Origin of the sequence: Wolbachia endosymbiont (group A) of Conops quadrifasciatus (assembly GCF_964027015.1) — a bacterium.
Classification (GTDB): domain Bacteria; phylum Pseudomonadota; class Alphaproteobacteria; order Rickettsiales; family Anaplasmataceae; genus Wolbachia.
Genome location: NZ_OZ034722.1, coordinates 919,673 through 934,128, shown reverse-complemented (window position 1 = coordinate 934,128; position 14,456 = coordinate 919,673). Strand labels below are relative to the sequence as shown.

At 35.2% G+C, this 14,456-nt stretch carries 11 protein-coding genes and 1 pseudogene; 8 read left to right on the top strand and 4 right to left on the bottom strand.

Annotated features, from left to right (window positions below; all coding sequences use genetic code 11):
* The first annotated feature begins 205 nt into the window (after positions 1-205).
* Together AAGD69_RS04840 and AAGD69_RS04835 are read left to right on the top strand one after the other, a co-directional pair.
* Complete coding sequence (locus AAGD69_RS04840; RefSeq protein ID WP_410529825.1) at positions 206-1,018, top strand: transposase family protein; 813 nt, start codon at positions 206-208, stop codon at positions 1,016-1,018.
* Between the two features lie 46 nt (positions 1,019-1,064).
* Positions 1,065-1,562 (top strand): annotated as a pseudogene (locus AAGD69_RS04835) (hypothetical protein); the annotation flags it as partial.
* Between the two features lie 3 nt (positions 1,563-1,565).
* Here AAGD69_RS04835 and gshA read toward each other — a convergent pair.
* Positions 1,566-2,726, bottom strand: a complete 1,161-nt coding sequence (gshA, locus tag AAGD69_RS04830; protein ID WP_341811845.1) for a glutamate--cysteine ligase — start codon at positions 2,724-2,726, stop codon at positions 1,566-1,568.
* A 115-nt stretch (positions 2,727-2,841) separates the two neighbouring features.
* Between gshA and hslV the strand changes: the two genes are divergently transcribed.
* Positions 2,842-3,396, top strand: coding sequence for an ATP-dependent protease subunit HslV (hslV, locus tag AAGD69_RS04825; RefSeq protein WP_096617344.1), 555 nt, complete (start codon positions 2,842-2,844; stop codon positions 3,394-3,396).
* 1 nt (position 3,397) lies between these two features.
* Positions 3,398-4,888, top strand: coding sequence for an ATP-dependent protease ATPase subunit HslU (hslU, locus tag AAGD69_RS04820; protein ID WP_341811844.1), 1,491 nt, complete (start codon positions 3,398-3,400; stop codon positions 4,886-4,888).
* Between the two features lie 68 nt (positions 4,889-4,956).
* Here the strand turns inward: hslU and AAGD69_RS04815 are convergent, their stop codons facing one another.
* Entirely contained in the window at positions 4,957-5,898 is a 942-nt protein-coding gene (locus AAGD69_RS04815; protein WP_341811843.1) for an FKBP-type peptidyl-prolyl cis-trans isomerase, read from the bottom strand.
* On the bottom strand, positions 5,891-6,682 hold the full coding sequence (locus tag AAGD69_RS04810) for a polyprenyl synthetase family protein (protein WP_341811842.1): 792 nt from the start codon (positions 6,680-6,682) through the stop codon (positions 5,891-5,893). The genes AAGD69_RS04815 and AAGD69_RS04810 overlap by 8 nt, the downstream gene beginning before the upstream one ends.
* 145 nt (positions 6,683-6,827) lie before the next feature.
* Here AAGD69_RS04810 and acpP point away from each other — a divergent pair, with 145 nt between their 5' ends.
* From acpP to thyX, 4 genes are all read left to right on the top strand, one after another.
* Positions 6,828-7,088 carry an acyl carrier protein gene (gene acpP, locus AAGD69_RS04805; protein WP_341811841.1) on the top strand — a complete coding sequence of 87 codons (261 nt, stop codon included), beginning with the start codon at positions 6,828-6,830 and terminating at the stop codon, positions 7,086-7,088.
* A gap of 13 nt (positions 7,089-7,101) precedes the next feature.
* Complete coding sequence (fabF, locus tag AAGD69_RS04800; RefSeq protein WP_341811840.1) at positions 7,102-8,370, top strand: beta-ketoacyl-ACP synthase II; 1,269 nt, start codon at positions 7,102-7,104, stop codon at positions 8,368-8,370.
* 122 nt (positions 8,371-8,492) lie between these two features.
* Positions 8,493-9,770: a UDP-N-acetylglucosamine 1-carboxyvinyltransferase gene (gene murA / locus AAGD69_RS04795; protein WP_341811839.1), complete on the top strand. Its 1,278-nt coding sequence runs from the start codon at positions 8,493-8,495 to the stop codon at positions 9,768-9,770.
* A gap of 9 nt (positions 9,771-9,779) precedes the next feature.
* Positions 9,780-10,634, top strand: a complete 855-nt coding sequence (gene thyX / locus AAGD69_RS04790) for an FAD-dependent thymidylate synthase (RefSeq protein WP_341811838.1) — start codon at positions 9,780-9,782, stop codon at positions 10,632-10,634.
* A 72-nt stretch (positions 10,635-10,706) separates the two neighbouring features.
* On the opposite strand, the gene AAGD69_RS04785 is transcribed toward thyX, so the two are convergent.
* Positions 10,707-13,553: an ankyrin repeat domain-containing protein gene (locus AAGD69_RS04785; protein ID WP_341811837.1), complete on the bottom strand. Its 2,847-nt coding sequence runs from the start codon at positions 13,551-13,553 to the stop codon at positions 10,707-10,709.
* Positions 13,554-14,456: the final 903 nt, after the last annotated feature.

Sequence of the window (14,456 nt, the reverse complement as noted above, 5' to 3'; positions counted from 1 at the left end):
TAGTATAACCTGCCGGGACAATCTATTTCAGTTCCAATACCTTACATTATAAGGATACAAGTCAATAATTGACAATCACTGAGATACAGGCTAAAATGTTTATATAGATCTGCTGCAAAAGGTGATTGAAAAAATAATGTGAGAGAAGTAGAAGAAGAATAAGCAGATTGAGTAAGGTAAAAAAATGAGCTTTAGTTACTATAACATGAAGAAACACCCAAGAAACTTTCGTAATATAACAGGTTTAACTATAGAGGAGTTCGAAAAGGTAGTGGAAAAAGTTAGGTCTGGGTGGGAAAGAGTTGAAAAACAGAAAAAGTGCCATGGTAGAAGATCACAACTACCAACTCTAGAAGATAAGTTATTTTGCGTAATTTTGTACTATCGCACTTACATAACACATAGATTTTTAGGGTGCCTGTTCAATGTGCACAACGCAAATGTATGTAGGTTACTGAAGAAAATAGAGCCATTACTTGCCAAAAAAGTTACTATAACAAAAGATAGAAGTATGACACCAGAAAAAATACTGAAGATTCTGGCTGATGTTACAGAACAGCAAATACAGAGACCAGAAGATAGTAAAAAACGGAAGAAATCATATTCAGGAAAAAAAAGAACCAACACTATGAAAACTGAGATTGTTATCGAAGAAGGTGGAAGAATTTTATCAGTGTCAAAGTCATATCGTGGTAGAATTAATGATTTTTGCATAAGGAAACAAGAAAAATATTTACCAATCGATAGCATAAAATATGCCGATTCTGGATATCAAGGTTGGCAAAAATTGCAAAGCAATGTTATAATTCCATATAAAAAGTATCGTAAAAAGCCATTAACTCCAGAGCAGAAAGAGCATAATAGAAGATTAGCATCATTTAGAATGAGAGTAGAAAATAAGATCCGTGAGATAAAGATATTTAAGATTATGTCTCATGTTTACCGCAATTTTCAGAAAAAATACAACCTGAGGTTCAATATTATTGCTGGTATTGTGAATCTTAAGCACGCCTTTTAGTTAACCTTGATTTTAGTCACCCTCCTTTCCTTCTTTTTATTGCTTGATTCTCAGCAGGTCTATAGAAGCATTGATGATGTTGAAAGTCATCCATTTTTTTACTAGGGGTAATGTAGACGTAATAAGTCACATTCACTTAACATCAACGATCCTATTTCTGTTTATTTCGGAACCTATAAGCTACTATTATTCATGGAGAAAATACCTAGATAATAAGGATCCTGAAAAGTCTGCTAAGTGTAAGAAGGACCTTATTATCAGCACATTAACTTTGTCATTAGGTTTGTTAAACTTCATATTAAAAAGAATGGAGACTGCAACCATACCAATAAACTTAGGTAATGGTATAATCTATAATTTCAACTTAAGCGTAACAGTTAGCATAATATATAGTGCAGTATTTCTGGCAGTTCAGCTTGACAAATTGTTTCAACAACCTGTCAATGATGATCCTTCCACTGAACTTGATAATGCTGGCCATAACCATATTCAGCCCGGTAATGATGGTAATGATCTGCCCGATGGCAACGCTGTGGGAATGTAAGGGTTAGAGGTGAAAAGATTTTATTTCTACTGCCAACGCTAGTACTGCTAATTTGCCAACAATACTCCAAAGTGACAGAATTTTACCTTCCACAACCTGGCTAACATCATGAAACTCACAGTCAGTGACATTCAAGCTAGAATATACATCTTTCCTGCTATTACATCGGTATAAGTAACATGTTGGAGTATCTCCTATATAGTATATTAGCGGTTCTGCAGAACTGCTTTTAAATATGTCAATGGTTGGTACACCTTCTTGTATAATAACGCTATTGATTGCTATTCCTTCTTTTATCTTTTTCATTTTATGACGCTTTTTTTTATTGAGATTTAATATTTCCTCTCCACTTGTTGCTGTTATAATGCCCATCCCATATGTGCCATTGCTTGCTTTGATAAAAACGTAAGGTTGTGTTTTTATTTCATATTCCTCATATTTTTTTTGCACTAGAGATAATATTTGGTCAACTTTAGTCGCTACTGCTCCTAGTGATGAATCATCATTAAAGTCAACTCCATTACAGCTTTCTGTAAGCACAGAAATAAGCCATGGGTCCATTTTAAATTCGCTACAAAATTCGGACGCTAATTCTTGATAGATTTCAAAATACTTAAATTTCTGTCTGCTATGCCAACCGTATAGTGGGCTTGGTACTATATCTTGCTTTACGTCTTTTAGCGTGTCTGGAATGTGGCTCGTCATATCACGATTCAGTATAATAACATCAGGCACAAATCCTGAAGTTGTCTTTAGCAGAGAGTCTTCTTTCACGATAGTTTCATATGATTCTATTAAATTATATGCTTCGTTGTGAAAGAGGCCAATTCTAGTTTCAAAACCTGCGAGCTGCAGTACTTTCTCTATAACAAATACGTTTTCTATATACATTTTATTTCGTGTGTAATTCTCCGGTATTATAAGAGTCTTTTTATATTGTTTTGTTTCAAAATAACTTTTTATTAGTTTTGCTGCTGTTGCTCTTGATGTCTCACTTAGATTGTTGAACCCTGCAGGAAATAAATTAGCGTCCACTGGGGCAATTTTGTAGCTGGAGTTTCTAAGATCTATAGAGCTATAAAATGGCAATGTAAGGCCGTTAAATTTTGCCTCAAACCAATTATTTATACTTTTTTCCAAACCTGGGTGAATTATGTTTTGCATCTACACTTTAAATGTTATAAGGAAGGTATTATATTATAAGCTATAATTAAACATATTTAGCAAATTTGACTAAAGATTAAAGTGTAATGAGATTCTTATTTAAAGTAATAGAAAAATGATTCAACACGATAACAATAAAATGTATGGAACTACTATACTGTCAATTAGAAAAGATAAAAGCGTAGTAGTAATAGGTGATGGACAGGTTTCACTGGGCCACACTGTTATAAAATCCGGAGCAAAAAAAGTTAGGCGTCTTTCTGGTGATTCTGTAATTGCCGGTTTTGCTGGAGCAACAGCCGATGCATTTACTCTCTTTGAAAGACTAGAATCTAAACTTGACAAGCACCCAGGGCAATTAATGAGAGCATGTGTTGAACTTGCAAAAGACTGGAGAATGGATAAATATCTAAGAAAATTAGAGGCTATGATGATTGTTGCAGATAAATCTATTTCATTAGTAATTACGGGAACAGGTGATGTTCTTGAACCTGAAGATGGAATCGCAGCTATTGGCTCTGGGGGAAATTTTGCTCTATCTGCAGCAAGAGCTTTAATTGACATTAAAGGAATATCAATAGAAGAGATTGCAAAAAAGGCTATGAAGATAGCTGGCGATATATGTGTTTATACAAATCATAATGTAGTTATTGAAAAGATAGAGGAGTGATATGTCTTCCAAGCAAAAAACTTTGTGCACTAATTTTTCCAATCAGCCTATAACCCTTTCAGAAGGGCGGCCTTGTAGTAGTGACACCTATGATGAAAAAAATGACCTCTATAAAGATACTAAGAGTGGTTTTGATTCAAATGACAGCGATATTCAAGTTAATGACAGTACTCAAGTTTTGTTAGATGACCTGTCACCACAGAAGATAGTTAAAGAATTAGATAGATTCATAATCGGACAGGATGATGCAAAGCGTGCTGTTGCTATTGCGCTCAGAAATCGTTGGCGTCGCAATCAGGTTCCATTTCCATTGCGTGATGAAATCATACCTAAGAATATATTGATGATCGGTCATACAGGGGTTGGTAAAACTGAAATAGCTCGCCGCTTAGCAAAACTTGCCGGTGCACCGTTCATAAAAATTGAGGCAACGAAGTTTACTGAAATAGGATACGTTGGACGTGACGTTGATTCGATAATACGCGATTTAGTTGATGCAGCAATAGTTTTAGTTAAAGAGAAAGCCCGTAAAGCCTTAGCTAACAAGGCTTTAATTTTAGCTGAGAAAACAATAGTAAACTCTATGGTAGGCGAAAATGCAACTGAAGAGAGTAAAAAAATTTTTAGAGAAAGGTTGAGGAATAAAGAGTTTGAGGACGGAGAAGTTTCTATTAACGTCAGAGAGAGCAAGAGTATGTTACCTACTTTCGATATACCAGGCATGCCAGGTGGGCAAGTTGGTGTGATGAATGTAACAGAAATAGTGGGCAAGATGTTTAACGGGAGCAAAAAAACAAAAACTATTACGGTGAAGGTAAAAGAAGCGCGTGAAATATTAATTAATGAAGAAAGTGAAAGGCTAATGGATGAAGATAAGATAATCAAAGAAGCCATTGATCTTGTTAGTAATGACGGTATAGTATTTTTGGATGAAATAGACAAAATTGCAGCGCGTACAGAAGTAAAAGGTGAAGTAAACAGAGAAGGAGTGCAACGCGATCTGTTACCACTACTTGAAGGAACAACTGTTACAACTAAGTATGGCCATGTAAAAACAGACTATATATTATTTATTGCATCTGGTGCTTTTCATCAGTCTAAACCATCTGACCTCTTACCGGAATTACAGGGCAGATTACCGATAAGGGTAGAACTTAAGGCACTTACTCAAGAGGATTTAATAAGAATATTAAAGGAACCAGAATCTAGTTTGTTAAAGCAGTACATAGCTTTAATGAAAACAGAAAATGTGACGCTTGAGTTCACTTATGATGGTATAAAAACCATAGCTGAAATAGCGTTTACAGTTAATAGGCAAGTGGAAAATATAGGCGCAAGAAGGCTTCACACTATCATGGAGAAGCTTTTAGATGAAATAAGTTTCATTGCTTCTGAGAAAAATAGCGAAAAATTCATTATAGACAGCAAGTATGTAAAAGATAAACTTGAGTTAATTTCGAAGCAGCTTGATTTGTCTAAGTTTATACTTTAGGAAAAACAAAAAGCCTACTTTAAGTAGTATAGATAGTGTTCAGAAGGTCAGCCAGTAAACCTAAAATTTCAGCTATATTCTTTAGGCTGTTTTTCAACAGTAGAATGGTGTGCTGCGACCTCTTGCTTAATATCTAAGCTTAAGTCAATTATTGAGATATTTTCTTCATCATAATCTATGTCTTTTATTAACATATCGTCAGTAATAGTCAAAAAGTCAGGCGGAGAAAGAATAGTTCTTTTATTACCAGCTCTCATTCCCACAACTCCAAGCTCTATAGCAAGTGGTATTTTTTTATCGCCAACCCTAAATTGCACTGTTTGATCTTTGACTATATATTCCCCATTATGCTCCTTTACGCTATATTTAACTGATATCTCATCACCGCACCTTACTTGTTTTCCAGTCTTGTTAATTAAGTCATTAAAAACCATCAGATTATTCACTGAGTCGGGATATTTATCCTTTACTTTGATCAGTTTGACGTAATAAGAATTAAAATTCATTTTGTTATCATTGGCAATAGTAACTACACGCTCTCCGCCTTCTTTCATACCTATCACCCCTAAACCCACTTCTTTTAGGTCATCTTGACCTATTTTCAAAGTAACATCAGAAACTTTGCTAGGGAGTGTTGCTGAGTTATTATTAGAAATTTTATATATTTGCAATAGGACTTCCATGCCACAGAAAGCCTTGCTGCCACTGCCTTCAGTAATTTCATAAAAATTTATCGAATCTTCTTCCTTTTGCTGCGTCATTTCTTCTAAATATTCTGTTAGCCCATGCTTTTCAATATAGCGGTCGAGTGCTGATTCAAGTATTGGCTTCACTAGATAATGTGCTATTGTCTGTATCAAACCACCATGCGTGGCACTTATCTCATAAAGCTTGTCCTTTTTTCCCAGTTTACCTTTGTTTATATAGACAATAGTAAACATAAAAGCAGAGGTTAAAGTGAGAATCATTACTATGGAAATAAGCATTTGTAATATAATTTTTCTAACCATCTTTCTTTACTTGATTCAATAAATCATATAAATAATTAGTATCCCCTGAAAGCGCACTCAAATTATCCAAGCCTTGTTTAAAGAGGGCGTCTATATAGTCCTCTACTTCACTTTTACCAAGTACAGACATTAGATTATTTGTTTTATCTTGTTCGTAATCTTCAATATCATCCTTAGCTTGAAAGATAAGCCCTAGGTTTATCCCGTAGTTATATAACGCTTTACGTTGCTTATCTGTAGCATCCCCTATTATAGCACCTATTTCACATGAAGCTGCAAATAGTTTTGCGGTTTTCATCAAATGAATTTCTTTTATTTTGTTAAAATCTGTACCAATATCTAAAATCTGTCCTCCTACCATTCCCCTAATTCCTATTGCCTGAGAAAGAACTTTCATGATTTCACAGCATTTCTCATTTAACGAAGATAATACCTCAAAAGCCAGAGTAAGTAGTGCATCTCCGGCAAGCACTGCTGTTGCTTCATCAAATTTTTTATGGCAGCTTAGCTGGCTTCTGCGAGTATCACTGTTGTCCATGCACGGTAAATCATCGTGAATTAGAGAGTAAGCATGAACAAATTCAATTGCTGCAGCAACTGATATTACTTTTTTAGCTTCCGCGTTAAACACTCGCGATGAAGCTACGACTAAAAAGGAGCGTATATGTTTTGCAGGAGCAAGGAGTATATAACGCATAGCTGATATAAGCTTATTCTCGCTATTTTCTGGTAAAAGTTTATTTACTTCTACAATAAGCAAATTTTTTGTTGTTTCGTCTAGCATTTTTGAATTGTTAATTGTTTAGCACGTAACGCTAGCCAGCTAGGGCAGTAGAAAACTTTGCTGTAGTTTACCAGTTATAAAAGATATTGCAAACATAAAAATTTTTTATAACATCAAAGAATAGGTTATTTTTTTGGTAAGAAATGTGAATAGCGAACTAGCAAAGAGCACTAGAGAAGACATAGAAGAGAAAGTGAAAAAGATTATACTAGAGCACATTAGTAAGGATGTAGAGAAATTCAACAGCTCTTCAAAGCTTTCGGAGCATGGTGCAGACAGTTTAGATGCAGTTGAAATCATCATGGCAGCAGAAGAAGAGTTCGGAATAGAAATTCCAGATGAAGACGCACAAAAAATGGAAACTATGGAGCAAATAGTTGAGTACATTAATAGTAAAAAAGGCTAATAGTTAGTGTTAAATGAGCAGAAGAGTAGTAGTCACTGGTGTTGGTTTAATCACTCCACTAGCGGCAGATCTTGACAACACTTGGTCAAGGCTGATAAAAGGCGAGTCTGGCATAAAAGCAATCAATACAGATAGATTTGACTCTTCTGATCTTGCTTGCAAGGTTGCAGGGCAGGTGCCTGTGCAATCCGATAACATTGAGAATTACTTTAATCCTGTAGGTTATATTTTTGAAAAAGATCTAAAAAGAACGGATCGTTTTATTCATTACGGCATTGCAGCAGCGATTCAAGCTGTGGAAGATTCATCTTTAGAAGATTCAAAAGTAGATAGAGAACGTGTTGGCGTAACTATTGGCTCTGGTATAGGTGGTCTTCCGTCAATTCAGGAAAATGTTATTACCATGCAGGAAAAAGGGCCCAGACGTGTCAGTCCATTTTTTGTCCCTGCAAGTCTAATAAATTTGATATCTGGCCATATTTCTATTAAATACGAATTTACAGGTCCAAACGATTCAGCAGTAACCGCATGTGCAACAGGTGCGCATGCAATCATAAATTCAGCAAGAACTATAAAACTTGGTGAAGCGGATATTATGATTGCAGGTGGAGCAGAAAGTGCACTTTGTAGAGTTGGAATTGCAGGTTTTGCGTCTATGAAGGCATTATCAACTAAATTCAATGATAAACCGGAAGAAGCTTCAAGGCCATGGGATGCAGAACGCGATGGTTTTGTGATGGGTGAAGGAGCAGGTATATTGGTGCTGGAGGAATACGAACATGCAAAAAAAAGGGGGGCAAAAATACATGCTGAACTGGTTGGGTACGGACTCACAGGAGATGCGCACCACATTACAGCACCACATCCAGAAGGAAGAGGCGCATTTAAGGCAATGCAGCTTGCCTTAAAAAGTGCGCAAATTAATCCAAATCAAGTAGGATATATCAATGCACATGGAACTTCAACGCCACTTGGAGATAAAATTGAAGTAATAGCAATGAAACAGTTATTTGGTGACTACGTTTATAAAATACCTATTTCTTCAACTAAATCTTCTATAGGACATTTACTTGGTGCTGCAGGGAGCGTTGAAGCAATATTCAGTATTCTTGCGTTAAATAATGGAATTATTCCGCCAACCTTAAATTTACATAAACCTTCAGAAGGATGTGATTTAAATTTTGTACCGTTTAAAGCTCAGGAGCATAAAATTCAATATGCACTTTCTAATTCGTTTGGTTTTGGTGGCACTAATGCATCGCTCATCTTTGGACAAGTGTAATCAATTTTGCTGCTGAATAGCTAAAATGTACGAACATTATGATCTGTGATAGCTATATTATCTGTAATTTGCCTTTTACTGTCGATTTACTATACTTATTTGGTAAGATCTAGCTTAATTAAATGAACAAAATATTAGTAAGTAGTAACCATAAACCTCTGGTCGGAAAAATCAAGATTAATGGCTCAAAAAATGCTGTTTTACCAATAATGGCAGCAAGTCTATTGAGTAGCTTCTCGGTAATTTTACATAATGTACCTGATTTAATTGATGTGCATCTAATGTCTAAGCTGCTTGAGAGTCTTGGAGCGAAAGTGAATTTTATACGCAATAAAGATTATAAAGCAAATCATACTTTGGAAATTGATTGCAGTAATATCAATAATCACGTAATTTCACACGAAACTGCAAGTAAGCTGCGAGCATCTCTTTTAATGCTAGGTCCAATTCTCAGTAGATTTGGTAAAATCACAACAGTCTTTCCTGGTGGATGCAATATCGGAAAGCGTCCCGTTGATATGCATATCAAAGCATTAGAAGAAATGGGAGCTAAAATTGAAGTTGAAGGCTGTAATATAATTGCAACAGTGAAAGGAAAGCTACAAGGAAAAGAAGTTATACTTGAGAAAACAAGCGTTGGTACAACAGAAAATGTAATAATGGCAGCAACACTTGCAGAAGGAGTGACAATAATAAACAATGCTGCAACGGAGCCGGAAGTTCTTGATTTAATAGAGTTCCTAAAGAAAATGGGTGCTAATATTGAGATTAGTGATACAAGGATCACAATAACAGGAGTTGAAGAATTAAATGGATGTGTTTATAAAATAATACCAGATCGCATAGAAGCAGGCACCTATGCACTAGCTGCTATAATAACCGGTGGTAAGTTGGAGTTAGAAGGAATAAGTCTATATGATATAAGATGTATTGTGAATGAATTGAAGGCTATAGGGGCTAATGTTGAAATATATAATGAGGGGGTTATGATTTCCAGAAAAACTTGCTCTATTAGGTCTGCTAACATTGCAACAGATCCATACCCTAACTTTCCCAGTGATATGCAACCACAACTGATGTCTGCAATGTGCATCGCTGATGGGATATCAGTAATTGAAGAGAACATTTTTGAAAACAGATTTGCACATGCAGATGAATTGAGAAAGTTAGGCGCTAATATCAGCATCGAGAAAAGCAAAGCTACTATAAGTGGAATAAAAAGCTTATCTGGAGCTAATCTGTGTGCCACTGACTTAAGGTCAACAGCAGCTTTGGTACTTGCTTCTTTGGTAGCTGGTGGAGAAACTACAATAAATAATTCGCATCATTTATGGAGAGGATATGAAGCAATGCACGAAAAACTCAATTCATGTGGAGCTGATATTTCCATTTCATCTTGAGGATATTTTATGAATGAAGCAACTAAACGAACTACAGTAAAAGAAATAGATGAAATCTTATATGAAGAACATAAGGTATTAGACCATGGATTTATTCGAGTAGTGGATTATATGGGCTCTGATAGCGCTATAGTTCAAGCTGCTCGTGTTTCTTATGGCAAGGGAACAAAACAGATAAGTCAGGATGAAGCACTTATAAAGTATTTAATGAGACATCATCATACAACTCCATTTGAAATGTGTGAAATTAAGTTTCACGTGAAACTTCCAATTTTTGTTGCAAGGCAATGGGTAAGGCATAGAACTGCAAATGTGAATGAATATTCGGCAAGATATTCAATACTTGACAATGAATTTTATATACCAAAACCAGAACAGATTGCAAAACAATCTGATAATAATAAACAAGGTAGCGGTGAAGCTTTTGATCCGGATACCTCAAAGGAAATAATAGATTCTCTAACAAATGACTCTAATTTAGTATATTCTCATTATGAGAAATTTATTGAGCAGGGGCTTGCAAGAGAAATTGCCCGAACTAATCTAACGCTTAATTACTATACGCAATTTTATTGGAAAATAGATCTGCATAACCTCTTTCATTTTTTGAAGCTTAGAGCTGATAAGCACTCCCAATATGAAATTAGAGTCTATGCAGAAGTTATGCTGGATATAATAAAGAAGTGGGTTCCACTGGCCTATAATGCCTTTGTTGAATATTGCTTAGAGTCAGCTTGTATTTCAAGAGCTGGTTTAGAAACAATTCGCAAATTAATTAAAGGGAAAAACGTTACTAGAGAAGAAACTAACATTGGTAAAAGAGAATGGGATGAGCTGATGTCCATACTTGATAAACAATCTTAAAGATAAAGGCATACGCGTCAATCTCCTCTGTCAGTTAACTCTCGTTCACCAAATTGAATCTTGCTTTTTACATCACATTAACTCATCACTTTTATAGAACATCTCATTAAAATCATCCAAAGTTCCAAAATCTTTATTTTGAACAAATAGATGACCATCTGTTATGTATGCCTTAGGCAGGGTAAATGGTTTATCATAATGCTGCGATGCTGGCCTAACAATTTCATTATATAAAACCATTACTTGCTCGTAGTTATATCCATCACCAGCATGATATTTACCACGTACGGTATCATAAAAATTCTTTATATCATCATATGTCACTTGCAGCTTCACCTCATACTTTCCCACTTCAAGAGGACTTCCTGTCCTTATTTTTAAGGGATGTTGTGCATTTGCAATACTGTTAGAATCTTCTGCTTCACTATCAGAATTTTTATCCATATTTTCTATCACACTTGCCATAACAGTTTCTTGTTCGTCTTCTATTGGTTTTGCTTGTTTTTCAATTTTATTATTGCTACTGTCAGTTTCCACAGTGACTTTTCTTGTTTCCATATCTTTTTGAGCTTTCTCATTACTTTGCTTGCGTATTTCATCTTCATGCAATTTCTCCTGCAGAGCTTTTTTCGTATCAGCATAATCATCACGATTGCTTTGCAAAGCTGGTTGATCTTCAACATAACTGCTGCTATCATCCGCTTGCATTTGATCTATATAGTTAGATTCTTCTTCCTGTATAGTGTTTTTTGTAACTCCCTTAAGGTAATCAAGCATATCTTTTCCAGTCTTTTCCCAACTTGCAGCATCTGCATATTTTCTACCATTATTGATTACATCCTTTAATATTCTTCTATCATCTATCCATTGTTCAGCATGCTCAAATAGCGTCCATTCTTCATTACCACGAATATCAACATCAGCTCCATTCTCTATCAGGTACTTTACTTTGTCCAATTGCCCATGCCTTACTGCATGAATAAGTGGTGTCCAGCCTTCACTATCTCGAACCTCAATATTTGCATTATTCTTTATTAAATATTCTAATATCTCTTGATTTCCTAAATTAACAGCAAAGTGTAAAGGTGCTAAACCGTAACTATCTTTAACATTAACATCTGCACCATGCTCTATTAGGTAATTTGCTACCTCTATATTTTTCATGCTCATGGCAAAATGTAATGGAGATTTACCAGAACTAATATCTCGAGTATTAATATCTACATTGTGATCTATTAAGTATTTAGCTATCTCTGTATGTTTGAGTTCAATAGCATAATGTAGTAGTGTTTGAGCAGAGGTGTTTTTGACATTAAGATCTGCACCATGTTGAGCTAAATATTCCACCATATCCAGGTCATCTAGCTTAACAAAATGGAATATTGGATTACGTACATTAATATCTGCACCATTGTCCACAAGATATTTTACTAAAGCTGTGTTCTTTATAGCATAGTCGAGCGGCCTGAGATTGTGAGCATCTGGAATATTAGAATTTGCACCATGTTCCACTAAGTATTCAACTATTTCCATGTTTCCCGATTTTATGGCATAGTGCAAAGGTGTCTTAAAACAAGAGTAATCAGTTCCTTCGTAATAAATATCTTGAGAATTGAGATTTGCACCTTGATCGATAAGATATTTTGCTATTTCTGTATTTCCTGATTTAATAGCATGATGTAGCGGTGTTTGTCCGGCTTTATCTTTCGCGTCAATATTTGCGCTATGTTCTACAAGTTCGATAACTTCATTCAAATTCCCTGATAAAGAAGCGGAGTGCAAACGCGTCGCACCGGTTACCTCGTTTGTTTCATTTATGTTTCCTATAGTATCTTCTGCATTATCTTCATCAACTGCCCTTTTCTTTCTAGATTTGACTTCACTTTTCACTGTAACTTCTTCGTTCATAGGTTGATCACTAAACATAACTTCTGCATCTATCTGGTTACTATCTTTCTCCAACTCATTAGATAATTTTTCAGATAGCTGATCACCACTCAAATATGGTTCCTTTGAATATTTAGCGTAATTATAGGGATCAGTGCTGTCTGCTGAATAAAACCCACTTTCAAAGTCTGAGTAGAAGCTTTGATTGAGCGCGAAAAATAAATTTTCATAATCAAGTAGCATGTCATAATCAGAGCTAACACAATGCAAGAATTCACTATCTTCATAATCTGCTATATAGAATTTTTCGGAATCAAGGGTAATTTCATTTGTCCCCTTACCTTCTGCAGTAAACTGTAGAACTACTGCTGAACGCCCGTTACCTACGTCATTACCTTTTACCACTTTAAACAAGGTAATTTCACCTTTTTCTATGAACTCCTTTAATTTCTCATTCTTTTGATCTAATTCTTCTTCTGCTTGTCTTTTCTCTCTTATCAATTTCTCCTCTTTTTCAGTAGTTCCATTTTGCAACTGTAAAAATATCTCTTGTGTGGTTAAGCTATTTGTGTTGCTGAAAAAATTATCTAACATATTTGATGCAATTGGTGACAATTCACCGTGATCATCAAATACTTTTTCCTTTGCCTTATCATAGTGATTTGGGTTATAAATTGCATAAAGAGGATAAAAGCCATAATCTGCTATTGACGCCCTATCAGATGATAGTTCCATTGAGAATCCATAGTGATTAAGTGGAAGATTGGAAGTTAAATATCTACCGTTATCATCCCTAACGTATAGCTCACTTCTACCATTGTGCTCACTATATTTATTGTAGTAGATATAAAAACTTTCATGGTTAAGATTGAAGTGATCATCTAGGTTATCGAATTGAATTGTACTACCAAGCTTCTCACGCAAAAGATTTTTGCTTTCATCTGTAAGCCTCATACGTGCAGAAAAGTAGTATCGATCTATAGGTTCGCCTTTTTCTATCTCAAAGTTCAAAGTAATCTTGTCGTTGACCATTGGTAGCCTCCAAACATTATGTAAATCTATTCATTATTTTATTTATCAATCATACGGTGTGTACTATGAAAAATGTGTTAAGTATTAAGATTTTTTTTCTGTATCTAGGTAAGGTAACAGTAATCTGTCATTTCAGCGCGTGAAGCTGGAATCCAGCTTTTTAAGTTATGAGAGCTACGAAAACTTACTTTACAAACTCCGCCAGCCCCCTTATCATGAAACTGAAGCTATTTATTTATCTTCGCAATCTCTGCAGTGGATTAATGACAAAAAAACTTAATGTATTTGGCGTAAATCATCCTTAATTTTTTGCACTATGTGCACCTCATGTCTTTATAAAACTTTAGGTTTCTACCTATACAAGCCGAAACGCGCTTATAAAGCGTTTAAGACAGTAAAAGACGTCAAATAGACAAGGGAGAATTTGAATACTAGCTACCCTGGGGTTTCTTTGCCTTTTTTTCCGCTCAGTAAATTTCTTAACGTTTATAATTTAGATTAGTTGCGGCTTAAAAGCAGCTGAATCGCGGTTATTAAGCGTATAGCACTGAACAGAAGAAATCTGTCAAACCAGGAAGAAACTCCTCAATTTAAGTTTTTAGTAGTTTTTAAGTATAGTTGTATAGGAAGCGCCTCTGAAGTTATAACCGAAATTTTCACTGGTGCCATAAGTGCCCGTCGTTTAGCATGGTTTTGGGAGGAACGGTCAAATCATTGATGGAGTTTTTTAGGCTACCTCGGTTAGGAGATTGTATTATCTAACCGTTCCAAGCTGAAGCGTTTCCCTATTACAAATTATAATAAGGGAGTTACTATGAAAAAAGCAAAAAGTAAATTAGAGATAGACCTGCTGCAAAAGGTGATTGAAAAAATAATGTGAGAGAAGTAGAAGAAGAATAAGCA

Bases quoted from the DNA above. Each gene is read 5' to 3' on its own strand.
- AAGD69_RS04840 (WP_410529825.1), top strand. From the start codon at position 206: ATGAAGAAACACCCAAGAAACTTTCGTAATATAACAGGTTTAACTATA.
- gshA (WP_341811845.1), bottom strand. From the start codon at position 2,726: ATGCAAAACATAATTCACCCAGGTTTGGAAAAAAGTATAAATAATTGG.
- hslV (WP_096617344.1), top strand. From the start codon at position 2,842: ATGATTCAACACGATAACAATAAAATGTATGGAACTACTATACTGTCA.
- hslU (WP_341811844.1), top strand. From the start codon at position 3,398: ATGTCTTCCAAGCAAAAAACTTTGTGCACTAATTTTTCCAATCAGCCT.
- AAGD69_RS04815 (WP_341811843.1), bottom strand. From the start codon at position 5,898: ATGGTTAGAAAAATTATATTACAAATGCTTATTTCCATAGTAATGATT.
- AAGD69_RS04810 (WP_341811842.1), bottom strand. From the start codon at position 6,682: ATGCTAGACGAAACAACAAAAAATTTGCTTATTGTAGAAGTAAATAAA.
- fabF (WP_341811840.1), top strand. From the start codon at position 7,102: ATGAGCAGAAGAGTAGTAGTCACTGGTGTTGGTTTAATCACTCCACTA.
- murA (WP_341811839.1), top strand. From the start codon at position 8,493: ATGAACAAAATATTAGTAAGTAGTAACCATAAACCTCTGGTCGGAAAA.
- thyX (WP_341811838.1), top strand. From the start codon at position 9,780: ATGAATGAAGCAACTAAACGAACTACAGTAAAAGAAATAGATGAAATC.
- AAGD69_RS04785 (WP_341811837.1), bottom strand. From the start codon at position 13,553: ATGGTCAACGACAAGATTACTTTGAACTTTGAGATAGAAAAAGGCGAA.